Annotated in this window: 21 protein-coding genes; 4 read left to right on the forward strand and 17 right to left on the reverse strand. The window is 73.3% G+C overall.

The features are described from left to right. Positions 1–352 precede the first annotated feature (352 nt). On the reverse strand, positions 353–1990 hold the full coding sequence (locus J7E86_RS14090) for an ABC-F family ATP-binding cassette domain-containing protein (protein WP_215081989.1): 1638 nt from the start codon (positions 1988–1990) through the stop codon (positions 353–355). A 92-nt stretch (positions 1991–2082) separates the two neighbouring features. Beyond that, a complete protein-coding gene (locus tag J7E86_RS14095; protein WP_308312587.1) occupies positions 2083–4071 on the reverse strand; it encodes a Xaa-Pro dipeptidyl-peptidase in 1989 nt (662 codons plus the stop codon). A gap of 185 nt (positions 4072–4256) precedes the next feature. On the opposite strand from J7E86_RS14095, the gene J7E86_RS14100 reads away from it, so the two are divergent. Beyond that, positions 4257–5756: a M1 family metallopeptidase gene (locus tag J7E86_RS14100; RefSeq protein WP_215081990.1), complete on the forward strand. Its 1500-nt coding sequence runs from the start codon at positions 4257–4259 to the stop codon at positions 5754–5756. 69 nt (positions 5757–5825) lie between these two features. Here J7E86_RS14100 and J7E86_RS14105 read toward each other — a convergent pair whose 3' ends face one another. Beyond that, the gene (locus tag J7E86_RS14105) at positions 5826–6617 is read right to left on the reverse strand and encodes a VOC family protein (protein ID WP_215081991.1); all 792 of its coding nucleotides are present in this window, start codon (positions 6615–6617) and stop codon (positions 5826–5828) included. A gap of 186 nt (positions 6618–6803) precedes the next feature. On the opposite strand from J7E86_RS14105, the gene J7E86_RS14110 reads away from it, so the two are divergent. Beyond that, positions 6804–7520 (forward strand): MerR family transcriptional regulator, encoded by a 717-nt coding sequence (locus J7E86_RS14110; protein WP_215081992.1) that lies wholly within the window; start codon positions 6804–6806, stop codon positions 7518–7520. Between the two features lie 114 nt (positions 7521–7634). On the opposite strand, the gene J7E86_RS14115 is transcribed toward J7E86_RS14110, so the two are convergent. From J7E86_RS14115 to J7E86_RS14150, 8 genes are all read right to left on the reverse strand, one after another. Then, a complete protein-coding gene (locus tag J7E86_RS14115) occupies positions 7635–9800 on the reverse strand; it encodes a 3-hydroxyacyl-CoA dehydrogenase NAD-binding domain-containing protein (RefSeq protein WP_215081993.1) in 2166 nt (721 codons plus the stop codon). Positions 9801–9850: 50 nt separating this feature from the next. Next, a complete protein-coding gene (locus tag J7E86_RS14120; protein WP_215081994.1) occupies positions 9851–11065 on the reverse strand; it encodes an acetyl-CoA C-acetyltransferase in 1215 nt (404 codons plus the stop codon). 33 nt (positions 11066–11098) lie between these two features. Beyond that, entirely contained in the window at positions 11099–12241 is a 1143-nt protein-coding gene (locus J7E86_RS14125) for an acyl-CoA dehydrogenase family protein (RefSeq protein WP_215081995.1), read from the reverse strand. Beyond that, positions 12238–13377, reverse strand: coding sequence for a CaiB/BaiF CoA-transferase family protein (locus J7E86_RS14130; protein WP_215081996.1), 1140 nt, complete (start codon positions 13375–13377; stop codon positions 12238–12240). Before J7E86_RS14130 ends, J7E86_RS14125 begins: the two co-directional genes overlap by 4 nt. Positions 13378–13581: 204 nt before the next feature. Continuing rightward, on the reverse strand, positions 13582–13962 hold the full coding sequence (locus J7E86_RS14135) for an MmcQ/YjbR family DNA-binding protein (RefSeq protein WP_215081997.1): 381 nt from the start codon (positions 13960–13962) through the stop codon (positions 13582–13584). An 80-nt stretch (positions 13963–14042) separates the two neighbouring features. Further along, positions 14043–14468, reverse strand: a complete 426-nt coding sequence (locus J7E86_RS14140; RefSeq protein ID WP_215081998.1) for a hypothetical protein — start codon at positions 14466–14468, stop codon at positions 14043–14045. A 64-nt stretch (positions 14469–14532) separates the two neighbouring features. Beyond that, positions 14533–15468: a dihydrodipicolinate synthase family protein gene (locus J7E86_RS14145; RefSeq protein ID WP_215081999.1), complete on the reverse strand. Its 936-nt coding sequence runs from the start codon at positions 15466–15468 to the stop codon at positions 14533–14535. Between the two features lie 414 nt (positions 15469–15882). Further along, positions 15883–16590 carry an endonuclease V gene (locus J7E86_RS14150; protein ID WP_215082000.1) on the reverse strand — a complete coding sequence of 236 codons (708 nt, stop codon included), beginning with the start codon at positions 16588–16590 and terminating at the stop codon, positions 15883–15885. Between the two features lie 40 nt (positions 16591–16630). Here J7E86_RS14150 and J7E86_RS14155 point away from each other — a divergent pair, with 40 nt between their 5' ends. Beyond that, entirely contained in the window at positions 16631–16930 is a 300-nt protein-coding gene (locus J7E86_RS14155; RefSeq protein WP_215082001.1) for a YciI family protein, read from the forward strand. Here the strand turns inward: J7E86_RS14155 and J7E86_RS14160 are convergent. Together J7E86_RS14160 and J7E86_RS14165 are read right to left on the reverse strand one after the other, a co-directional pair. Then, a complete protein-coding gene (locus tag J7E86_RS14160; RefSeq protein WP_374223799.1) occupies positions 16919–18019 on the reverse strand; it encodes a WD40/YVTN/BNR-like repeat-containing protein in 1101 nt (366 codons plus the stop codon). The genes J7E86_RS14155 and J7E86_RS14160 overlap by 12 nt on opposite strands. Positions 18020–18039: 20 nt before the next feature. Further along, positions 18040–18588 (reverse strand): GNAT family N-acetyltransferase, encoded by a 549-nt coding sequence (locus J7E86_RS14165; RefSeq protein WP_215082003.1) that lies wholly within the window; start codon positions 18586–18588, stop codon positions 18040–18042. Between the two features lie 512 nt (positions 18589–19100). Between J7E86_RS14165 and J7E86_RS14170 the strand changes: the two genes are divergently transcribed. After that, positions 19101–19514: an SsgA family sporulation/cell division regulator gene (locus J7E86_RS14170; protein ID WP_215082004.1), complete on the forward strand. Its 414-nt coding sequence runs from the start codon at positions 19101–19103 to the stop codon at positions 19512–19514. On the opposite strand, the gene J7E86_RS14175 is transcribed toward J7E86_RS14170, so the two are convergent. From J7E86_RS14175 to J7E86_RS14190, 4 genes are all read right to left on the reverse strand, one after another. After that, positions 19466–20989, reverse strand: coding sequence for a hypothetical protein (locus J7E86_RS14175; protein WP_215082005.1), 1524 nt, complete (start codon positions 20987–20989; stop codon positions 19466–19468). The genes J7E86_RS14170 and J7E86_RS14175 overlap by 49 nt on opposite strands. Positions 20990–21028: 39 nt before the next feature. After that, on the reverse strand, positions 21029–21562 hold the full coding sequence (locus J7E86_RS14180) for an inorganic diphosphatase (RefSeq protein ID WP_215082006.1): 534 nt from the start codon (positions 21560–21562) through the stop codon (positions 21029–21031). 75 nt (positions 21563–21637) lie between these two features. Next, positions 21638–22618 (reverse strand): DMT family transporter, encoded by a 981-nt coding sequence (locus J7E86_RS14185; protein WP_215082007.1) that lies wholly within the window; start codon positions 22616–22618, stop codon positions 21638–21640. 657 nt (positions 22619–23275) lie between these two features. Beyond that, positions 23276–23899, reverse strand: a complete 624-nt coding sequence (locus J7E86_RS14190) for a hypothetical protein (protein ID WP_251019119.1) — start codon at positions 23897–23899, stop codon at positions 23276–23278. Between the last annotated feature and the right edge of the window lie 72 nt (positions 23900–23971).

Here is a 23971-nt window from a genome sequence, read left to right on the forward strand (position 1 = left end):
GAACAGGTCGCCGCGCGACCACCTCACCGCCGCGACGACGCGCAACCACCGTGGCGGAGTCCGGCGGTGCCGAGCCCACCGCCAAACACGACGGAACCGCCCGGCGCGGACGGCGCCCCACCCAGGCCCCATGGCACCGCCGAACCACGCCGTAGCGGCGGGATGGGGGCCCGGCACCACCGGAAGGTCGGCCGCCGTCGCGGCATGACGTGGCGCGGACCCGCTACGCCCCCGGCCGCCCCGGCCTCTGCGCAGCAGAACAGGTCGCCGCGCGACCACCTCACCGCCGCGACGGCGCGCAACCACGCAGCCCGCACGGGATCACCGGCCGGCCGCCCGCAGGGCTCAGCGCTCAGTGTTCTGTCAGGTGGCCCGCCGCGACCTCGATGCGGCGCGTCGTCTCGACCGCGCTGAGCATGCGGCGGTCGTGGGTGACCAGGAGCAGCGTGCCGTTGTACGAGGACAGCGCGGATTCCAGCTGTTCGATGGCCGGCAGGTCGAGATGGTTGGTGGGCTCGTCCAGGACGAGGAGGTTGACGCCCCGGGCCTGGAGGAGGGCGAGCGCGGCGCGGGTCCGTTCGCCGGGGGAGAGCGTGACGGCCGGGCGCAGCACGTGCGCGGCCTTCAGGCCGAACTTGGCCAGCAGCGTACGGGCCTCCGCCGGCTCCAGCTCGGGCACGGCCGCCCCGAAGGCGTCGAGAAGGTGCTCCGTGCCGAAGAAGAGCGCGCGGGCCTGGTCGACCTCGCCGACCACGACGCCGGGGCCCAGCGAGGCCGCGCCGGCGTCCAGCGGCAGCCGGCCGAGGAGGGCGGCGAGCAGGGTGGACTTGCCGGAGCCGTTGGCGCCGGTGATCGCGACCCGGTCGGCCCAGTCGATCTGCAGGTCGGCGGGCCCGAAGGTGAAGTCGCCACGGCGCACCTCGGCGCCGCGCAGGGTGGCCACGACCGCGCCGGAGCGCGGCGCGGCGGCGATCTCCATCCGGAGCTCCCACTCCTTGCGGGGCTCCTCGACCACGTCCAGCCGTTCGATGAGCCGCTCGGTCTGCCGGGCCTTGGCGGCCTGCTTCTCCGTCGAATCGGCGCGCAGCTTGCGCCCGATCTTGTCGTTGTCGGTGGACTTGCGACGGGCGTTGCGGACGCCCTTGTCCATCCAGTTCCGCTGCATGCGGCCGCGGGCCTCGAGGGCGGCGCGGGTGTCGGCGTACTCGTCGTACTCCTCGCGCGCGTGCCGGCGGGCGGTCTCGCGCTCCTCCAGGTAGGCGGTGTAGCCGCCGCCGTAGAGGGTGACCTGCTGCTGGGCGAGGTCGAGTTCGAGGACCTTGTCGACGGTGCGGGTGAGGAACTCGCGATCGTGGCTGACCAGGACCGTGCCGGCGCGCAGCCCGGTGACGAAGTCCTCCAGGCGGGCCAGGCCGTCGAGGTCGAGGTCGTTGGTGGGCTCGTCGAGGAGGAAGACGTCGTAGCGGCTGAGCAGCAGGGACGCGAGCCCGGCGCGGGCGGCCTGGCCGCCGGAGAGGCTGGTCATGTGCCGGTCGAGGCCGACGGTCAGACCCAGGGAGTCGGTGACCTCCTCGGCGCGTTCGTCGAGGTCGGCGCCGCCCAGGGCGAGCCAGCGGTCGAGGCCGACGGCGTACGCGTCGTCGGCGCCCGGAGCGCCGTCGACGAGGGCCTGCGTGGCGGCGTCGAGGGCGGCCTGGGCCTCGGCGACGCCGGTGCGGCGCGCGAGGAAGGCCCGTACGGTCTCGCCGTCGCGCCGCTCGGGCTCCTGAGGCAGGTGGCCGATGTTCGCGGTGGGAGGGCTGAGCCGGAGGGCGCCCTCTTCGGGGGTGTCCAGGCCGGCGAGCATCCGCAGCAGCGTCGACTTGCCGGCGCCGTTGGCGCCGACGAGGCCGATGACCTCCCCGGGGGCGACGACGAGGTCGAGCCCGGAGAAGAGGGTGCGGTCGCCATGTCCGGCGGCGAGGTCCTTGGCGACGAGAGTGGCACTCATAACCCCTCGACTCTAACCGCTGGTGGAGCCGCTCCCGAACCGGTTGTCCCCGCACCGGTGCCCCGCCCCCGGCCGGGGCGGGGCCGGGGTGGTCAGCCGGCGGGCAGGTGGTCGGGCACCTGCGGGCGGATGCCGTGCGGCGGGGTGCCCGTGGAGGGTGCCGGGCGGAAGTGGCCGGCGGTGGCGCGGGCGAAGGCCGCGTAGCCGCCGACGAGCGGCAGCCGGGCCGAGGTCCCGCTCAGGTCGACGGTCAGACGGGGTGTGGTCGAGGCGGGCTCGACGAGGCCGGCGTCCGTCCCGGCGACGACGAGGGCCAGGCGGTGGCCGGCCGGGACGACGTGGTCGGTGGCGGCGAGGTCGAGGGTGATCGTGTAGGGCTTGCCGGGGGTCAGGGCGCGGCCCGGGGCGGGTTCGGCGTAGTGGCCGAGGTCGGCCCAGCCACGGCTGAGGACGGTGTGGCCGACCTGTTCCCTGTCGGCCTCGGTCCGCTTGAAGCAGGCGCTGTCACCGGTGGCACTGCTGCCCCAGCAGCTGCGGTCGGCCAGGGTGAGGATGCCCTCGCCCGTCGCCCCGTAGTCGCGGATGGTGGCGGGGCCGAGGTCGACGAGGACGGCGGAGAGGTGGGCGGAGGTGGTGGACGGGGTGACGGTGAGGTCGACGGTCGAGGAGCCGGACAGCCGCAGGTCGCGGGTGAGCGGCGGGGTGGTGAAGCCGGCCTTGCCGGGGGTGGACTCGTCGATGTGCGCGGCCCAGTCCTGCTCGTTCAGCTTCGGGTCGTCGGTGAAGGCGGCCGTGGTGCCGGGCGGCGCGGGCTTCAGACCCAGGGTGCCGACGCCCGCAGCGGGTCCGGCGGCCGGGCGCAGCGCCGTGGCGCGGGTGCCGCTCGGCGGCCAGGTGCGGTCGGTGGACCACTGGTCGGGGGCGCGCTCGATGTCGGCCATCGGCTCGCGTTCGACGCCGTTGTCGTAGCCGAGGAGGTAGTGGTCGAACCAGTGGTGGAGGGTGGGTACCCAGGTCTCGCGGCGGAAGTCGAAGGGGTCGACGTGGCCGGTCTGGGAGAGCCAGATCTTGCGCTCGACGCCCTGGCGGCCGAGCGCGTCCCACCACTGGCCGAGGTGCTTGGTGCGGACGTTGAGGTCCTGCATGCCGTGGACGGCGAACACGCTCGCGCGCACCTTGCCGGCGTCCGGTACGTAGTCGCGGTCGTTCCACAGGGGTGTCCGGTCGCCGTTGCGCGGGGCGCCCTCGGCGAGTTCGCGCTGGACGGCCTGGCAGCGGCCGTGTGCCTCGGGGCTCTCGACCCGGTCGGCGAGGCCGTCGGGGCCGCTGCCGAAGAGGGCGGCGCCCTTGGCGAAGTAATAGTCGTACCAGGAGCTGATCGCGCCGATGGGCACGATGGTCCTCAGCCCCTCGACGCCGGTGGCGGCGACACCGTTGGCGACGGTGCCGTCGTAGCTCTTGCCGATCATTCCCACGGCCCCGGTGGTCCACCCGGCCTTGACGGCGCTCCGGCCGGTGCGGCTGCCGTAGCCGCGGGCGCGCCCGTTCAGCCAGTCGACGACGGCCTTCGCGGACTGGATGTCGGAGCGGCCGCCGATGTCGACACAGCCGTCGGAACGGTTGGTTCCGGCGAGGTCGACCAGGACGACCGCGTAGCCGCGCGGTACGAAGTAGTTGTCGTAGTACAGCGGGAACTGCACGGGGTTGCCGCGCGCGTCATAGGTTTTCTTCTGGCTCTCGTTGCCCCGGCCGCAGCAGGAGTAGTACGGGCTGGCATCCATGATCACCGGCACCCGCAGGCCCTGTTCGGCCGCTTCGCGGGGCCGGATGATGTCGACGGCGACGCGGTCGGAGCGGCCGTCGCCGTCGCCGTCGACCCGGGTGTCCACCCATACGGACTCGCGCACCGCACGGTCGTACGCGTAGATGGGTTTACTCTCCCCGTCCCTCCCGCCGTGCGGGCCCGCGGCGTTCGCCGTGCCCGTCGCGGCCAGGGGGAGGAAGGCGGTCAACAGGGCGGCCACCGCCGCCAGTACGAGTGTGATCCGAGGTATGCGGGTGTCCCGCGAGCGTGTTCGCACCGCCGGACGGTAGCGCGCACACCTGTCGTACAGAAGGGGGAGGAGCCGTCTCGTGTGGTGGCCTGAACCCCCCTTATGACCTGAACATGTCGATCATATGTCGGAATGCGCCATGGACATTCCCCGCCTTGAGGTGAGTACATAGGCTTCGAGTAATCGATCTCCTCTACGAGTTGGAGTGACTCGTGCGTCACAGACTCATCGTTCCGAGTGCGGCCGCGGCCTGCCTGTTGCTGGCGATCCCCGCGTCGGCGGCCGACGCCTCCCCGGGCGCCCCGGGCGTCGGAGACTCCTACTACCCCACGTCCGGGAACGGCGGCTACGACGTCTCCCACTACGACCTGCGCCTGAAGTACCAGCCCACGTCGGACAAGCTGGAGGGCACGGCGACGCTGCTGGCCACCACCACGCAGTCGCTGTCGCGCTTCAACCTCGACTTCGCGCTCGACGTGAGGGAGGTGCTGGTCAACGGCAAGAAGGCGACGTTCGCGAAGTCCGGCGCGCACGAGCTGGAGGTCACGCCGTCCGCCCCGCTCGAAAAGGGCAAGCAGATCAGCGTGGTCGTCCGCTACAGCGGCACGCCCTCGCAGGTGAAGATCGACGGCTACTCCGCCTGGCAGCGCACCCCGGACGGCGCGGTCGTGGCCAATGAGCCCGAGTCGGCTCCCTGGTGGTTCCCGAGCAACGACCACCCGACCGACAAGGCCACGTACGACATCTCGGTCTCGGTGCCGGAGGGCCTCCAGGCGATCAGCAACGGCGTGCTGGCCTCGCAGTCCACCAAGCTCGGCTGGACGCGCTACAACTGGCGCTCCACCAAGCCGCAGGCCACGTATCTGACCACGCTGGCGGTCGGCAAGTTCGACATCACCACGGACACCACCGCGAGCGGCCTGCCGGTCTTCAGCGCCTACAGCAAGGACCTCGGCGAGAACGGCCCGTCCGCCAAGGCCAGCGTCGAGCGCTCCGCCGAGGTCATCGACTGGGGCAGCAACGTCTTCGGCCCGTACCCCTTCAACGCGGTGGGCGGCTATGTGCCCAACGTGAAGACGGGCTACGCGCTGGAGACCCAGACCCGGCCGTACTACAGCCCCTCGGGCTTCGCCAACGGCGCGAACGTCTCCCTGGTCGTGCACGAGCTCGCGCACCAGTGGTTCGGCGACAGCGTGTCGGTGAAGGACTGGCGGGACATCTGGGTCAACGAGGGCTTCGCCACCTACGCGCAGTGGCTGTGGTCGGAGAAGGAGGGTGAGGGCACCGCCCAGGAGCTCGCCGACTACATCTACGACTCCGTCCCGGCCGACAACGCCTTCTGGACGGTCAAGCCGGGTGACCCGGGCGCCGACAAGCAGTTCGACCGCGCGGTCTACAACCGTGGGGCCATCGCCCTCCAGGTGCTGCGCAACACCGTCGGCGACGAGACCTTCTTCAAGATCCTCAAGCAGTGGCCGGCCGAGAACAAGTTCGGCAACGCCTCGGTGCAGGACTTCGTGAAGTTCTCCGAGAAGGTCTCCGGCAAGAAGCTCGCCAAGACCTTCGACACCTGGCTGTTCACGACCTCCAAGCCGACCACTCCGCCGTCGCCCGCGGCGAAGACCGGCAAGGCGGCCAAGTCGCTCAAGGCACCGGCCCGGCCGAAGTCCTGGAAGAAGATCCAGGAGTCGCAGGCCGCGCACCGGCACTGATCCCGTCCGGCGGGACCCGACCGGGCCCGTCCCACCGCGAAGCGCGCGGGGGGACGGGCCCCTCGGCGCTCAGTCGGAGGGCGTGAGGACCACGAAGTCCGCGCCCGCGGTGTCGACGCAGACCGCCAGCCGCCCGACCCCCTCCGCGTCCTCGGGCCCCATCTGCACCGTGCCGCCGGCCTTCCTGACCTTCTCCACCGTGATGTCGCAGTCCGCGGAGGCGAACACCGGGTGCCAGTAGGGGCGGCCGCCGGTCAGGGTGAGGTGCTCCGACGGGAGCTGCATCAGCCCGCCCTGCATGCGCTCCTGGCCCAGACCCGCGGGGGTGATGAGCGTGTACGTGCCACCACCGCCCGGCAGGGGCATGTCCTCGGTGTCCCAGCCGAAGAGGTTGCCGTAGAACTCCCTCGCGCCGGCCGCGTCCGTCGTGTAGAGCTCCGTCCAGCACAGGCTGCCCGGCTCGTCGACCACTTCGAGCCCGTTGGTGTCCGCCGGCTGCCAGACGGCGAACTGTCCCCCGGAGGGGTCGCTGAACTGAGCCATCCGGCCCTCGCTGTCCGCGTCCATCGGGATCAGGCGGATCGTGCCGCCCGCCTGCTCCACGTTCCGGGCCGTGGCGTCGGCGTCGGTGGTGTGGAAGTAGATCATCCAGGCCGAGCGGGCCCCCTTCTCGGTGAGCGGACCGATCCCCGCGACGGTTCTGCCGCCCAGCTTGAGGAAGCCGTAATCGGGCGCCTCCTCCCCCATGGACTGGAATTCCCAGCCGAAGACCGCGCCGTAGAAGGCGGCGGCGGCCGGCACGTCGGGCGCGCCGAGATCCAGCCAGCACGGGGAGCCGGGAACGAAATCTGTCGTGATCATGACGCTCTCCCTTCGCGGACCCGTTGCGCGGCCCTGCGCGGATCCTCTGCCAGGCCAGCCTGACACCCGCCACCGACAATCGCGTCCCGAGGCCGTGGGACGGTGCGCCGCGCGGGTTTCACAGCGATGGTGGTACAGCAATACTGTTGGACCCGACGGAGCGGAAGAGAGAGCGAGGCGCCGCCGATGGCCACGGAGACCGAGGAACCGCGTCTGACCGTCGACGAGTTGGCCGCCCGCGCCGGCGTGACCGTCCGCACGGTGCGTTTCTACAGCACCCGCGGCCTGCTGCCGCCGCCGGAGATCGGCCCGCGCCGGGTGGGGCACTACGGCCCCGACCACCTCTCCCGGCTGGCCCTGATCGAGGAGCTCCAGCACCAGGGCCTCACCCTGGCCGCCATCGAACGCTATCTGCGGCGGCTGCCTGACGGGCTCAGCCCGCACGACCTGGCCCTGCACCGCGCCCTGGTGGCCTCCTGGATGCCCGACAAGCCCGAGGAGGCGTCACGCGCGCAGCTGGAGGGGCGGGCGGGGCGCGCCCTGACGGAGGAGGACATCGACCGGCTCGCCGCCATGGACGTCCTCGAACGCGACCCCGACGACGCCGGCACCTTCCGGGTGGACCCCGGCCTGCTGTACCTGGGGGTGCGGCTGCTGGACGTGCCCGTCGCGCCCGGAACGATCCTCGCGGCCCGTACGGTCCTGCTCGACCACGCCCGCGCCACGGCCCGGGAGCTGACGCGGCTGTTCCAGGAGGAGGTCGACACGCCCGACGTCGAGGCGATGAGGTCGTTGTCCGCGCACATGCAGCCGCTGGTGGTCCAGGCCCTGGTCACAGCGTTCCAGCGGTCGCTCAAGCGGGAGCTGCGCGGGCTGTACGCGCAAGGGGACGGGGCGCCGTGATCCAGGGGCTGCGCCCCGGGGCCAGTGCCGCGCTACGCGCGGTGTCCTCAAAGGCCGGACGGGCTGGATTTTCCGTCCCGTCCGGCCTTTGACCCGGAGCCCCGGAAACGGGTCTCAGCGGAACAGCTCGCCCTTCTCCGCCTTCTCCAGCAGCAGCGCCGGCGGCGCGAACCGCTCGCCGTACGCCGCCTCCAGTTCCCGGGCGCGGGCGACGAAGCCCGGCAGGCCGCCCTCGTAACCGTTGATGTACTGGAGCGCGCCGCCCGTCCAGCCGGGGAAGCCGATGCCGAGGATGGAGCCGATGTTGGCGTCGGCGACGGAGGTGAGGACGCCTTCCTCCAGGCAGCGGACGGTGTCCAGCGCCTCGGAGAAGAGCATCCTCTCCTTCATGTCCTCGAACGGGATCCGCGCGCCGGCCCGGCCGAAGTGCTCGCGCAACCCTGGCCACAGACCCGTGCGCCTGCCGTCCGCGTAGTCGTAGAAGCCGGCGCCGCCGCTGCGGCCGGTGCGCCCGAACTCGTCCACCATCCGGTCGATGACCGTGTCGGCGGGGTGCGCCTCCCAGGTGCCGCCGGCCTCCTCGACGGCGCGCCGGGTCTCCTCGCGGATCCTGCGCGGCAGGGTGAGGGTCAGCTCGTCCATCAGGGAGAGCACCTTGGCGGGGTAACCGGCCTGCGCGGCGGCCTGCTCGACCGACGCCGGGTCGGCGCCCTCACCGACCATCGCCACACCCTCGTTGATGAAGCGGCCGATGACGCGCGAGGTGAAGAAGCCGCGCGAGTCGCCCACGACGATGGGGGTCTTACGGATCCGGCGCACCAGGTCGAAGGCGCGGGCCAGTGCCTCGTCGCCGGTCCGCTCGCCCTTGATGATCTCCACCAGCGGCATCTTGTCGACGGGCGAGAAGAAGTGCAGGCCGATGAAGTCCACCGGGCGCTCGACGCCTTCGGCCAGCAGGGTGATGGGCAGGGTGGAGGTGTTGGAGCACAGCAGCGCGTCGGGGGCGACGATGTGCTGGATCTCCTGGAACACCTTGTGCTTGAGCGAGGAGTCCTCGAACACCGCCTCGATGACCGCGTCGCAGCCCGCGAGGTCCCGCGGGTCGGCGGTGGGCGTGATCCGGGCGAGCAGGGCGTCGCGCTCGGCCTCGGTCGTCCGGCCCTTGGCGACCGCCTTGGCCAGCAGGCCCGCGGAGTAGGACTTGCCCTTCTCGGCCGCTTCGAGGGAGACGTCCTTCAGGACGACGTCGATGCCCGCCTTGGCGCAGGCGTAGGCGATGCCCGCGCCCATCATGCCCGCGCCGAGGACGGCGGCCTTGGTGACCTCGCGGGGCGCGATGTCCCGCGGGCGGCTGGCACCGGCGTTGACGGCCTGGAGGTCGAAGAAGAACGCCTGGATCATGTTCTTCGACGTCCGGCCGGTGACCAGCTCGGTGAAGTAGCGGGCCTCGATGACCTGCGCGGTCTCGAAGTCGACCTGGGCGCCCTCGACGGCGGCGGCCAGGATGTTGCGCGGCGCCGGGTAGGGGGCGCCGGCCAGCTGCTTGCGCAGGTTGGCGGGGTAGGCGGGCAGGTCGGCGGCCAGGCGCGGGGTGGCCGGGGTGCCGCCGGGGATGCGGTAGCCCTTGACGTCCCACGGCTGCGCCGACCGGGGGTTGGCGTCGATGAAGGCGCGGGCCTTGGCGAGGAGTTCCTCGCGGGTGGCCGCGACCTCGTGGACCAGGCCCGCTTCGAGGGCGCGCGGGGCGTTGTAGCGGGTGCCCTGGAGCAACACCTTCAGCAGGGCGTCGGTGATGCCGAGGAGCCGTACCGTACGGGTGACGCCGCCGGCCGCCGGGAGCAGGCCGAGGGTGACCTCGGGCAGGCCGATCCGGGTGCCGGGCGCGTCGAGGGCGATCCGGTGGTGGCAGGCGAGGGCGATCTCGTAGCCGCCGCCGAGGGCCGCGCCGTTGATGGCGGCGACGACGGGCACGCCGAGGGTCTCGATGCGGCGCAGGTCGCGCTTGATGCGCAGGCCGCCCTCGAACGCCTCTTCGGCGTCGGCGGGGGTGACCCGGATCAGTTCGCGCAGGTCGCCGCCGGCGAAGAAGGTCTTCTTCGCGGAGGTGATGACGACGCCGCGCAGGGAGTCCTTCTCGGCCTCCAGGCGGTCGGCGGCCGCGGCGAGGGACGCCTTGAACGCGGCGTTCATGGTGTTGGCGGACTGACCGGGGTCGTCGAGGGTCAGGGTGACGACACCGTCGGCGTCCCGCTCCCAGCGGATGGTGCTGCTCTCGCTCATTTTCGAAGTCTCCATGGGGATGTCGCGGGTGCGGATACGGGCGCGGACGGTCAGAGGCGCTCGATGACGGTCGCGATGCCCATGCCGCCGCCGACGCACAGGGTGATCAGGCCGTAGCGCTTGTCCTGCCGTTCCAGCTCGTCGACGAGCGTGCCCAGGAGCATGGCCCCGGTGGCGCCGAGCGGGTGGCCCAGGGCGATGGCGCCACCGTTGACGTTGATCTTCTCCAGGCCGGTGCCCATCTCCTCGGCGAAGCGCAGCACGACGGCGCTGAACGCCTCGTTGATCTCGATGAGGTCGATGTCGTCGATGGTCAGCCCGGCCTTGGCGAGGGCCTTGCGAGTGGCCGGGGCGGGGCCGGTGAGCATGATGGTGGGGTCGGAACCGGAGACGGCGGCGGAGACGATCCGGGCCCGGGGCGTGAGCCCGTGGCGGAGGCCGACCTCGCGGTTGCCGATGGCGACGAGCGCGGCGCCGTCGACGATGCCGGAGGAGTTGCCGGCGTGGTGGACGTGGTCGATCTTCTCGACCCAGTGGTACTGCTGGAGCGCGACGGCGTCGAAGCCGCCGGCCTCGCCGATCCCGGCGAAGGAGGGCTTGAGCGCGGCGAGGGTCTCGACGGTGGTGCCGGGGCGGGGGTGCTCGTCGCGGTCGAGGACGACCAGGCCGTTGCGGTCGCGCACCGGCACGACCGAGCGGTCGAAGCGGCCCTCCTTCCACGCGGCGGCGGCCAGTTCCTGGGAGCGGGCGGCGAAGGCGTCGACGTCGCGGCGGGAGAAGCCGCCGAGGGTGGCGATGAGGTCGGCGCCGATGCCCTGGGGCACGAAGTTGACGTCGAAGTTGGTCATGGGGTCGTTGAACCAGGCGCCGCCGTCGGAGCCCATCGGCACCCGCGACATCGACTCGACGCCGCCCGCGAGGACCAGGTCCTCCCAGCCGGAACGCACCTTCGCGGCGGCGAGGTTGACGGCCTCCAGGCCCGAGGCACAGAAGCGGTTCTCCTGGACGCCCGCGACCGTCTCCGGGAGCCCGGCGGCGATGGCCGAGATCCTGGCGATGTCGGAGCCCTGGTCGCCGAGCGGGCTGACGACGCCGAGCACGATGTCGTCGATCGCGGCGGGGTCCAGGTCCGGGAAGCGGCGCCGGATTTCGTGGATCAGGCCGACGACGAGGTCGACGGGCTTGGTGCCGTGCAGCGCCCCGTTGGCCTTGCCGCGGCCGCGCGGGGTGCGGATCGCGTCGTACACGTACGCTTCGGTGCTCAAGGTCGTAAGCCTTTCAACGGTGGAGGGGCGGGGTCAGGACAGCAGGGAGCGGCCGATGATCTCCTTCATGATCTCGGTGGTACCACCGTAGATCGTCTGGATCCGGCCGTCGGTGAACGCCTTGGCGACCCGGTACTCGCTCATGTAGCCGTAGCCGCCGTGGAGTTGCAGACAGCGGTCGGCGACGCGCTTCTGCAGCTCGGTCGCCCACCACTTGGCCATCGAGGCGTGCACGGCGTCCAGCTCGCCGGCCGTGTGGTCGGCGACGCAGCGGTCGACGAAGGCACGGGTGACGGCGCACTCGGTGGCCATCTCGGCGATCTCGAAGCGGATGTGCTGGAGCCTGGCGAGGGGCCGGCCGAACGCCTCGCGTTCCTTGACGTAGGCCGTGGTGAGCTCCAGGAGGTGCTCGGCCGCCGCGATGCCGGCGACGGCGATGTTCATGCGCTCCTGGGCGAGGTTGGTCATCAGGTGGCCGAACGCGCCGTGGAGGTCGCCCAGGAGGTTGTCCTTGGGGACGCGGACGTCGTGGAAGAACAGCTCGGCGGTGTCCTGGGCCTTCTGGCCGATCTTGTCGAGGTTGCGGCCGCGTTCGAAGCCGGCCGTGCCGCGCTCGACGACGAGCAGGCTCAGGCCCTTCGCGCCGCCCTCGGGTGTCGTCCTCGCGACGACGATGACGAGGTCGGCGAGGATGCCGTTGGAGATGAAGGTCTTGGAGCCGTTGAGCAGCCAGTGGTCGCCGCGGTCCTCGGCCGAGGTGCGGATGCCCTGGAGGTCGGAGCCCGCCTCCGGCTCGGTCATCGCGATGGCCGTGATCGTCTCGCCGGTGCAGAAGCCGGGCAGCCAGCGGCGTTTCTGCTCCTCGGTGGCGAGGGAGGTGAGGTAGGGGCCGATGACGTCGTTGTGCAGTCCGACGGCGAGTCCGGCGGCGCCGGCCCGGGTGAACTCCTCGGTGAGCACGACGCCGTAGCGGAAGTCGTCCTCGCCCCCGCCGCCGTACTCCTCGGCCACGGCGAGCCCGAGCAGTCCCTGCCGGCCGGCCGCCAGCCAGGCGTCGCGCGAGACGATGCCGTCGAGCTCCCACTGCGCGTAGTGCGGCGCGACCTCCTTGGCCAGGAAGGTCCGTACGGTCCCGCGGAAGGCTTCGTGGTCGGCGGTGAAGAGCTGGCGCTTCATCGGTGCGGTCCCTCCTGGGAGGTGTCGAGGCCGGGGACGTCCCAGTCGCGCGCCACCTCGGCGGCGTCCGCGCCGGGCCGGGCCGGCGGGCGGCGTACGGCGCCGGGCGTCGCGGAGAAGCGCGGGGCCGGTGCGGGCTGGGTGAGGCCGCCGTGCTCGACGAAGGTGGCGCGGGCGGCGAGGTGCGGGTGGGCGGGGGCCTCGCGCAGCGACAGGACGGGCGCGACGCAGGCGTCCGAGCCCTCGAAGACGGCCGTCCACTCGGCGCGGGTGCGCTCCTTGAAGCGGGCGGCGATGGCGGTGCGCAGTTCCTCCCAGCGCGTGAGGTCCTCGCGCGGCGGCGCCTGGTCCGCGAGGCCCAGGCGGTCCAGGAACTCCGCGTAGAAGCGCTTCTCCAGCGCCCCGACCGCCATGTGGCCGCCGTCGGCGGTCTCGTACGTGCCGTAGAAGGGCGAGCCGCCGTCGAGGAGGTTGGCGGCGCGGCGGTCCTGCCAGGCGCCGGCCGCGAGCATGCCGTGGAGCATGGCGGTGAGGTGGGCGGTCCCGTCGACGATGGCGGCGTCGACGACCTGGCCGGTGCCGGTGGCGCGGGCGTGCTGGAGGGCGGCGAGGACACCGATGACGAGGTAGAGGGATCCGCCGGCGAAGTCGCCGAGGAGGTTGGCGGGGGCGTACGGCGGGCCGTCCGCGGGGCCGGTGAGCCCGAGGGCGCCGGTGATCGCGATGTAGGGGAGGTCGTGCCCGGCGGCCTGGGCGAGCGGGCCGTCCTGCCCCCAGCCGGTCATCCGGCCGTACACGAGCCGGGGGTTGCGGGCCAGGCAGGCGCCGGGGCCGATGCCGAGGCGCTCGGCGACGCCGGGGCGGTAGCCCTCCAGGAGGATGTCCGCCCGGTCGGCGAGGTCCAGGACGGTCGCCGGTCCGTCGGCGGCCTTGAGGTCGACGATCACCGAGCGCTTGTTGCGGTTGGTGAGGTCGTGGCGCGGGTCGATGTGCAGCCCGGGGCCGTCGGGCCGGTCGACGCGGACGACGTCGGCGCCGAGGTCGGCCAGGAGCATGGCGGCGAACGGGCCCGGCCCGATCCCGGCGAGCTCGACGACGCGCACGCCGGTGAGCGGGCCGTTCCCTGTTGCTGTCATTCCGACCGCCATCCCGTCACCGGCCCCACGGCGGCGCGGCCCGAGCTCTCCCGCGACACCCCACGACACTTATGACACAAGTGCTGTAACACTCGTGATGTTAAGAACGGGTTCCAGTTTTCACAAGCCCCCCGGCGGACCGGTGGGGAGCGGGGAAAGGCCGCGGGGGCGGCGGCATTTGAGCGGGGCCGGGTGCAGCGGTGGTCAGCCCGCGTCGAGCTGGGCGATGAGCTTCTTGGGCGCGATGGTGCGGTAGCTCTCCTCGACCCAGTCGCAGAGCAGCTCGACCGGCGCGCTCTCGCCGGTCAGCGGGACGGACACCCAGCCCGACCTGCCGAGCCCGTACCCCGTGGGCGCGGCACCGGGCACGGCGAGGGCGTGGCCGTGCACCTCCTCGTCCTTGAGCTTGACGCTGATGCCGGGCGTCTCGGCGTTCCCCTCGGCCCCCAGGAAGACGAAGATCTTCTTGTTGACCTTGATGACGGCGTCGTCCTCCCAGGGGAACTCCTCCACGGCCCCGGGCAGCCCGAGCGCGAACGAGCGGACCTGCGTGCGTGCCGTGAGCGGGGCTGTGGTCGCCGCCATGGAGTCTCCTCGGGAGTGGGGGTCGTCGCTGTCCGTACACGCTAGTCCGCGCCCGGCCGCGCGTCCGCCCGGCGCGGTCGTCACTCACGCCGCCGGTGCAGGTACGTCCACCAGTCGGGGGCGTCGGCCAGGCGCGGCTCGGGCGCCACCCGGTCGAGGAAGACGGCGTCGAGCGGCCGGACCACGGCGCGCAGTTCGCGTGCCGCTCCCGGCGGGAGCTTGTGGAGGGCGTCCTCCAGGAGCTCCCGCGCCAGGGTCTGCGTGCAGCAGGGGCAGCTGTCGTCCCAGTCGTTCCGGTCGGCGAAGGGCGGCAGCGCGTGCACCAGCCGGGACCAGGCGGCGACGGCGTCGGCGACGCTTCCGGGGCGGTCGTGGCGCCTTTCGAACTCCGCCGTCTGCCGCTGTGCGGGTGCGGACAGGGTGGGGACGACGCGGCCGGGGCGGTCGTACGGGCGCGGCCGCCTGGGCAGGGCGGACCGGACCGTGGCGGGGGGCCTACGCGGCATGGGACTTTCGGTGGGTGATCATGCCGGCACCGTACCGGAGGGACGGCGCCCGGCCCCACCGGATTTACAGTAGGCCGGCCTGGACGAGGAGGGCGCGTACGGAGCCGAGGGCGGCGTCCGGCAGCGGGGTGCGGGGAGCGGCGGTGGCGCGGGAGTCGATGACGCCGAGGAGGCGCAGGGCGGCCTTGAAGCCGCCGACCGGCGAGGTGCCGGCGCCGGACTCCGCCGGGTCGCGCGCCTCGGTGAGGGCGAACAGCGCGGCGAGCCGGTCCTGTTCGGCGGCGGCCTCGGCCCAGCGGCCGGCGCGCGCGTGCGCGTAGAGGCGTACGTACCCGGCCGGGTCCACGTTGCCGAGCCCCGGCACGACGCCGTGAGCGCCCGCCAGCAGCGCGGCGTCGACGGTCAGTTCGGACCCGGTCAGCACGGCGAACGCGCGGTCGAGGCCGCGTCCGCGCAGGGCGACGAGCAGCCGGCGCAGGGCGCCGAGGTCGCCGCTGCTGTCCTTGAGCCCGGCGAGCGTGCCGTCCTCGGCCAGCGCCAGAAGGGTGGCCGCGTCGAGCTTGGTGTGGACGGCGGACGGGATGTCGTAGGCGATCAGCGGCAGGTCGACGCCGGCCCGGACGCGGCGGAAGTGGCCTGCGGTCTCGGCCGGGTCGGTGCCGGTGTAGAACGGCGCGGTGGCCACGAGCGCGTCCGCGCCGAGCGCCCGCGCGGTGCGGGCGTGGTCCAGGACGCGGGCGGTGGTCATGTCGATGACCCCGGCGAGCACGGGCACGCGCCCGCCGACGGCCTCGACGGCCACGCGGAGGACGGTGGCCCGCTGCCCGTCGTCGAGGAAGGCCGCCTCCCCGCTCGTCCCGAGCACGAAGAGAGCGTCCGCACCGGCGCCCAGGAGGTACTCGACGAGCGACGTCAGCGACCGCGCGTCGACGTCGCCGGAAGCCGTGAGCGGCGTACAGACCGGCGGCACGACCCCGGCCAGGGGAACGGGCAGACGCATCGCGACCCTCCAGCGTTTCGCTTCGCGCCGAATCTGTCGGAGGGGGTGGGGGGTGTCAAGACGGCGGGGGCGGGGGCGCCTCCTCCGGCCACGACGGCGCGGCATCCGCCCGGGGGCGCGGCGAAAGCCGAAGCGGCTGGGGCGCGGCCTGTCCGTCGACGCGGGCGGGCGCTCACCGGACAACGCGGCCGCCCGACCGCACTCGCACCGCGCGTCACGCCCTTCCCGTCACAACGGCGAGACGCCCCACGCCGAAGTCCGGCCGCGCCCGCCCGTCTTCGGCGGCCCGAGGGCACCACCGCTCCACACCGGCGCGACGCCTGCCCTCCGGGCCCTGCCGCGCCCGCCCGCCCTTTCGCCGGCCCTGCCGCACGCCCGTTCGTCGTCCGCCGTCGCACGGGCGGGACCCGCGGGTCAGGAAGCCGCCCGCAGGGCGCCCCGGCAGAGAGCGTCCGCCGCTCGGGTGGTCTCCGGCAGGCGGAAGTCGCGGGCCAGCCGCAGGGCGAACGCGCAGGCGTGGTCGAGGCCGACGCGGTGGCCGACCGAGACGAACACCGGCTTCACGCCGGCCCGTGTGCGCAGTGCCCGGCCGACCTCCTCGTCGCCGTCCAGCAGCGGTGAGCTGTCCCCGCGCAGCGGGCCGGGCGCCTCGTGGCGGAAGGTGAAGGGGTTCTTGGCGACGCCCATCGTCGGCAGCCCCGTCAGCACCCCCAAGTGGCTCGCCAGCCCGAAGCGGCGCGGGTGGGCGAGTCCGTAACCGTCGCAGACGACCAGGCCGGGGGTGACGGACAGCCGTCCGAGCGCGTCCAGCACCGTGGGGATCTCGCGGAAGGCGAGCAGGCCGGGGACGTACGGGAAGGACACCCGGCCGACCGCCGTCGCCTCCTCCACGACGTCGAGCGTGCCGGCGTCGAGCGCCACGGCGGCGGCCGCGACGACGTCCCGCTCGTCGTCGTAGGCGACGTCCACGCCCACCACGGTCAGCGGTGCCCCCGGCTCCGGGCCCGGCTCGTCGAGGATCACCCGGCCCCGCAGCTCGTCCTGGACGGCCCGCGCCGCCGCCTCCGTCGTGGGCCAGTCGGGCGGCGGGCAGCCCGGGTTGTCGGTCGTCGCGTACGTCATAGTGGCTCCCACGCTACGTGACGGGCGTAGCCTGTGGATCATGTTCGTACTTGAGCTGACCTACATCGCGCCGATCGAGCGCATCGACGCCGCCCTCGCCGAGCATGTCTCCTGGCTGGACGCCCACTACGCGTCGGGCGTCTTCATCGCCTCCGGCCGCAAGGTGCCGCGCGACGGCGGGATCATCCTCGCGATCGGTGACGACCGCGCGAAGATCGAGGAGATCACCCAGAGCGACCCGTTCTCCGTGGCCGGGGTGTGCGAGTACTCCATCACGGAGTTCGTCGCGACGAAGACCGTCCCGGCCCTGGAGCACTACCGGCAGCAGCTACCGTCCTGACCGGCCGAGCCGGGCGATCCGTCCCTTCTCCCCCGCCGCCCAGCAGCCGCCGTCGGCCGAGCAGTCGACGGTGTCGTACGAGCCGGTGTCGAAGCCGCGCCAGCTGCGGCCGCCGTCCGTGGTGAGGTCGCTGCCGGCGGGTCCGACGGCGAGGGCGGTGGCGCGGCCGTACGGGAGCCACGCGACGCCGGAGCGGTAGGCGGACGGTGGCCGCCCGGCCGCCGTCCAGGTCCTGCCGCCGTCGCCGGAGGCGGCAGCGGCGTGTTCGGAGACCTGCCCGGCGCGGTAGTCGCCGCCGACGGCCAGCCCGTGCGTACGGTCGCGGAAGGCGAGCCCGAAGACGCCGCGCGCCGGGTCACCGGCCGGTACGGGCGTCTCGGTGGCGGCCCAGGTCCGGCCGCGGTCGGCGGAGTGCAGCACGCGGGAGCGCCCGGCTCCGCCGGTGGCGATCCAGGCGTCGTGGCCGCCCGAGGCGACCAGGCACTGGCCGCTCGCGGCGAACGCCGCCTCGCCGGGCAGTGCGGCGGGCATGCCGGCGGAGGGCAGCACGCGCCAGCTGCGGCCGCCGTCGCCGGTCGCTGTGACGCGGTACTTCCCGTCGACCGGGTCGCTCAGCGCGAGGCCGTGACGGTCGTCGAAGAAGGTCATGCAGTCGTAGAAGGCCCGCGGATCGGCGTTACGGAAGGTCTCCTTCCAGGTGGCGCCACCGTCGTCCGTGCGCAGGACCCGCGAGGCATCCCCCTCGCCGATGGCCAGTACGACCGCGCGCCGCGCGTCGAACGCCTCCACGTCCCGGAACTCCAGTCCGGCGGCGCCCGGTGGCGAGACGTTCCGCCAGTTGCGGCCGCCGTCGCGGGTGAGCAGCACGGTGCCCTTGGTGCCGGCGACCCACGCGGTGGAGCGGCTCACGGCGGCGAGCCCGCGGAACCGTGCGTCGGTGCCACTGTCCTTCGTCTCCCAGACCGGCTGCCGGGCGGTGTCCGGACGCGGCGCGGCCGCGTGCGCGGAAAGCGTCCCGCCGCCCAGTCCGGCGGCGGCCAGCACCGCCCCGCAGAGCCCCACCCGGATCCCTCGCAGCGTCTTCCCCATCCGTCTCATGGACGGGGAAGCTAGCCGACCGGCGCGGGGCCGTCCATGGGCCGGCCGCCCGTACCGGCCCGTGGGGCGCCCCGGATTCGGCGAAGCGTCTTCGCCATCACGAGCTCCCTGGTCGCGCCGTCGGGCAGCGGATCCCCGGGCTCCCCCGTGGCGGCGAACCCGTGGCGCCGGTAGAGGGCGATGGCGGGGGCGTTCCCCGGGACGACCGCGAGTCTCAACGCCGTGGCACCCGTGCGCAGGGCCCATGCCTCGACGGCCGCCATCAGCTGGTCCCCGACACCGTTGCCCCGCAGCCCGGGACCGACCCACAGGGACCTCAGCTCGTCGACACCGCCGTCCCCCGGCAGACCGCATGCCACTCCGACGGCTCGGCCGTCCATCATCGCGACGACGTGGTAGGCGCCGGGGATCGTCAGCCGGGCGCGCCACCGTTCCTCTCCGCCCCGGCGCCAGTCCGAGAGCCGGGATCTGAACGCGTGGGGCGCGTCGGCCAGCGCGGCGAGACGGACGTCCCGCCACAACGGCCAGTCATCCGGCGTGAGAACCCGCAGAATCACCATGCCGACAAGTCTGCCGCCGTGTCGTGGGCGGCGCCGTGGGGCGCGGACGGGCGCCTCCGCGTTTCCGTACGCAACTCCGCGCACGCCGAAGCGCGCCGCCCGGCGCCCCTCGTGCATCACTCTCCCGGCACCGGCGGCGGGCCGGAACCGGTGGGTCCGGCCGAACGCGCGGACGCCCACGGCGGGGCACCGGCGGCGGGCCCGGCCGGAGCAGGGACGAAAGGTGTCGATGGGGCCAACGGGGCGGCCGTGAGGGGCGCCAGGGGGCCGTGAGAAGGGTGGGCCGGTTGGTCGCCATGACCGCCGTCACCCGGCAACACCGGGCATCACCGACATTCTGACGTTACTTCAGGTTCGTAGGCGTTGGGGCCAAATGTACTGATCTTCGAAGGAAGGTGACGTAGGTCACGCTCGAATCATGTGCACTGAGGTAATCGATCCACCGTCTCTTCCCACGAAAGAAGAGAGGCAAGGACCCGCACCACCCCACACCGACCGCAAGGGAGCACGCGTTGTCCACTGTCATCGACCAAGCTGTCCAGGCACGGCTGATCGCTTCGGCCCCGCAGGACCGCGCCGTTCCCGCGCAGCTCCGCTATCAGCGCTCCGACCCGTTCGCCGTGCACATCGCCTTCCCGCCCGGCGCCTCGCTCGACGGCGCCGACGTCCAGTGGGGGTTCGCCCGCGAGCTGCTGGCCTGCGGGCTGAACTCCCCCGCCGGCGGCGGCGACGTGCACGTGTGGCCGTGCGGCCCCGACCGCACGGTGCTGGAGTTCCACGCCCGGGAGGGGGTGGCCATGGTGCAGATCGACACCGTCGAACTGCGCCGGTTCCTGGCCCGTTCGTACGCGCTGGTGCCCGCCGGCAGCGAGACCGGTCACCTCGACCTGGACGGCGACCTCGCCGCCCTGCTGCGGGAGGCGTGAAGCGGGGGCGGGGGGAAGTCCCGGGGGAGATACGCGGTCCAGTCGGTGCCCGGCAGCGGGTGCGGGCGCCAGGTGCGGGCGAACGGCGGGAGGCCGCCGTCGGCGGGGTCGTGGAGCACGGCCGTCGGAATCCGGGTGGCGGTACGGGCGAGGGCGGCGGGGGTGGTCGAGCGGTTGTTGCCGGCGGTCTGGGCGGAGGCGCAGCCCGCCTCGTACGCGACGGGCTGGGCGCGCGGCCCCGTGACCAGGCACGGCGGCCGCAGACCCAGCCGCCCCAGGGTGTCGGCGGCGCGGCGGTAGCGGACGGCGGTGTCGCGGGCGTCGGCCGTGTTCGCCCGCAAGTCCTCCAGCTGCGTCGCGAGATGGGCGGCGAGCACGGCGGTCAGCAGCGCGGCGACGGCGATCCGGAGCCGTGGCCGGGAGGCCGCCCGCAGCGCGCGGGCCGCGAGGCCGGCCGTCGGCAGGGCGAGCAGGGCGTAGGCGGGGAGCAGGAAGCGGGGGGCGGAGTAGTCGAGCAGCAGCAGGTAGGGCGCGGCGACGGAGATCCCGCAGGCGACGGGCAGCAGGGTCACGCCGCGGGCCTCGGGGCGGCCCCGGGACGTCAGCGCGAGGACGCACGCCGCGGCGGCCAGGGCGGGGAGCAGCAGCCACCACAGTGAGTGGGTGAGGGGCGGGCCCGCGCCGTGGCAGGGGCGGCACAACTGCGGTCCGTCGAGCGCGCGGAGCGCGGCGCGCAGCCCGGCGCCGAGATGCGCGCCCATGCCGCCCTCGGTCTCGCTGGAGAGCGCCAACCGCCGGGCGACGCCACCGAACCGTACGTACGCCTCGACCGCCCACTGCGCACCGCCCGGCGCGAGCCCGCCGAGGACGGCGGCCACGGTGCCGGGCCGGCGCCAGGCGCGTACGGCCGCGCAGGCGGCGAGCAGGGGCAGGGCGAGCCAGACGCCGTCCGGGGCGCGCAGGAGCGTGGCTGCGGCGAGGGTCGCGGCGAGGCGGAGGAGGGCGCGGCGGCGCCCGGGAGCGCCGTCGCGGGCGCGCAGGAACCAGCCGACGGCCGCGACCGCCGCCAGTGCGAGCCAGAGGTTTGGCATGACCTCGGGGCCGCTGAGCACGGTGATCCACAGTCCGGCGAACAGCGCCGCCGCGAGCGCCGTACGGCGGCGGCCCACCAGCGGTTCCCACACCTGGAACGCCGCGTACAGCGCCGCCGAGGACGCCGCCACCAGCACCACCCGCAGGGCGGGCACGGACGAGGTGACGGCGACGACGGGCGCGACGAGGACGGTGATGCCACGCGAGCGCGGCGCGCTGAAGTAGGCGGCGGGGTTGCGGGGGTCGACCTGCGAGAGGTAGACGCTCTCGTCCCAGCCGAGGTCCATGTGCGCGACAGCGAAGCACAGTTGCAGGACGGCGTAGGCGAGAGCGACGGCGGCGAGGGCGGGTGCGGGGGCGGCGCGCCGTGCGGGGGTGGGCATGGCCCCCTTCTACCTCATCCTCCGCCCCTTCCGGGCCCCCTACGAGGTGGTCGGCTCTCCGTGCCCCGCGTCGCCGTGGGGTCCGGGGCGGCCGCCGTGGGCGCGCTCGCGGGAGGCGGCGATCTCCGTCTCGGCGGCGGTGCGGTCGGCCCAGCCGGCGTCGTCGTCGACGGACTTGCCGGGTTCGAGCTCCTTGTAGACCTCGAAGAAGTGCTGGATCTCCAGCCGATCGTACTCGGGGACGTGCCGCAGGTCCCTCAGGTGTTCGTGCCGGGGATCGGAGGAGGGGACGCACAACACCTTGTCGTCCGCCCCCTGTTCGTCGCGCATCCGGTACATCCCGATCGCGCGGCATCTGATCACCACGCCGGGGAACGTGGGCTCACCCGCGAGCACGAGCGCGTCCAGCGGTTCGCCGTCCGCGCCGAGGGTGCCCTCGATGTAGCCGTAGTCGGCGGGGTAGCGGGTCGAGGTGAACAGCAGCCGGTCCAGCCGGATGCGTCCCCGCTCGTGGTCCATCTCGTATTTGTTGCGGCTGCCTTGCGGGATCTCCACGACGACGTCGAAGTCCACGGGCGCTCCTCCGGGGGTGTCGGCCGGCCGGTCACCATGGTGACGCGTGGGACCGGCCGCGCACCATGCCCCGTACTAACCGGACTTGGCGCAGGACCGGCTTCCGGCGAGACAATGGGCGTGGGTCCGCGCGCCGGGGAGGCGCGAGGGAGCGGGGAGGGTTTCGGGGCTGTCCGGGACGGCGGGCAGCCCGGCGAGCTCCATGGCCTCCTCGCGGACGCCGCCCTCCTCGCCGCGTCCGGCGCCCTGGAGCGTCAGGACCACCACCCCGGCCGCGGCGAGGGCCCCGGCGACGAGGGCCAGCAGCCCGCCGGTCACTCCGTACCGGAAGCCCTCGCCGAGGACGGCTATCCCCACGGCGGCGGCGACGGCAGGATTGACGACCGTCACGGTGGCGAGCGGCGCGGCGAGGCCCGCGCCGCGGTACGAAGCCTGCGACAGCAGCATCCCGGCCGAGGCGAGCAGCCCTATCGTGACCACGGTCGGCACGAGCGAACCGGTCTGCCGTGCGGTCCAGTCCTCCGCGACGGCCTTGGTGAAGACCGACGCCATCCCGAAGGCGACTCCCGCGGCGCACGCCAGCACGACACCGCGGACGACCGGTCCGCGCGTCCAGTGCGCGAGGACGGTGAGCGCGGCGACGACGCCGAGCACGGCCGCCGCGAGCAGGGGCCGCTGCGCGGCGTCGAGGGACTCGGTGCGCGGCGGCCCGGTCAGGGTGAGCAGCCCGGCCAGCCCTCCGGTGGCCAGCAGAGCGCCCCGCCAGCCCACGGCACCCACGGGCCGGCGTACGAACACGGCGGCCATGGGCAGCGCGAAGACGATCGTCAGCGCGCCCATCGGCTGCACCAGACTGAGCGGCCCGTAGGCGAGCGCCACCACATGCAACCCGGCTCCGACGCCGGTCAGCGCCACGGCGCCCCACCAGCTGGGCCGGCGCAACGGCCCGTAGGCCCCGCCGCCGGTGGCCGCGACACGCTCCTGCACGATGGCCGCGGCCGCGTAACACACAGCGGACACCAGACACAGCAGCACCGACACCACCAGCGAACTCACGTCACCCCTCGCCGGTCACCCGTCCCGTAGCCCTTCATACCTCCACGATGCCTCGCCCGACGGCCGGCGTCGTCGTACTTGGGGACGGATTGGGGGGTACTACAGATGGAGTACGGGAGTACGACGGGCAGGCCGGGAGCGTGCCCGGGTCCGCGAGCTCGAAGGAGGACGGCGACCGGATCCTCAGGGAGTTCCGCTGCCGTGAGAACGCCCCTGGTTACCGCCGACCGTTTCGAAGGTCGAGCCCTGCCGCCCGGTGGCGATGTCGGTCCTGCCGCCCGGTGGCGATGTCGGCGTACCCCCACCCTGGGCGGCAGCGGGTGAGGTCCGGCCAGGTTCGAGGTTCCCGTGCACACCCACTCGCTCGGACGTCACGGCCGCCCGGCCGTGACGCCCCGTCAAGGCCCCCCGGATCCCGCCGCTCCCGCGGCCTGCCGGCGGTGCTCGTGACCACCGGGAGACCGGTCGGCGCCCCTGGACGATCGCCCTGCCCTGCCCGACCAGAAACGTCCGTCATCCTCACCGGCATGTCCCTCGTCCTGGTGGCGCTCCTCTGGTGGCTGATCCGGGCGGTGGCACGGCAGGGCGGTGTCCGGCCTGCCGCCGGTTGGCCTGGGCGACTGCCCGACCGTGATCACACCAGCCACGCCAAGATCATCACATCGAGGTCAGGCGGAGGCCCCCAGCCCAGCTCTCACAACGGACGCGGCCGTTGGGGAACGAGAGCTCCAGGGCGACGCGTCCGGTGTTCGGTTCGTGGTCTTCCCGCACCGCCAGAATGTTCTCCCCGATGTGATCTGCGAACGGTGCCTCCTTGTCGAGCGCTCCCACCGTGACGAGCCCCGAGTCGCCCATGTCGTAGTCGGCGTGCGGCTCCGACTCCTCGACGATCAGACACCAATCCGATCCGGTCGTGATGTGAACGGAAGCACTCCGGTCATCGATCAGCCACACGTCCAGCGGCCCCGCCGGGTCATCGCCGCCGTACAGGTGACGCGACCCGAGGGCGTCCGCGAGCAGACGCCCCACCAAGCTCTGTGCAGTCGCCCCACCGCCGTGAAGCGAGCACTCGTTCGACTTCTCAGACTCCATCGGCCGACAGTACCGCCAGCCGACCTCCCAGCTCACAGCCTTATACGGGACAAGCCTTAGACAGCCAGGACGAAGCATGCCTTCGACGTGCCCGCCCGCACGGTGTCGGCTACCTGGAAGCAGGACGAGCCCCCCTGGGTAGAGGTTGCCGTTGGGGGCGAAGCGGATCTTGGAAGCGTCGTTGGTCAATGGGGCTCCTTGGAAAAGACGAAGGCTGAGCGCTGGACTGTGCTCGGCCCAGGCAGAAGAAGGGGGAGAGTC

Source organism: Streptomyces sp. ISL-11, from assembly GCF_018614525.1.
Taxonomy (GTDB): Bacteria; Actinomycetota; Actinomycetes; order Streptomycetales; family Streptomycetaceae; genus Streptomyces.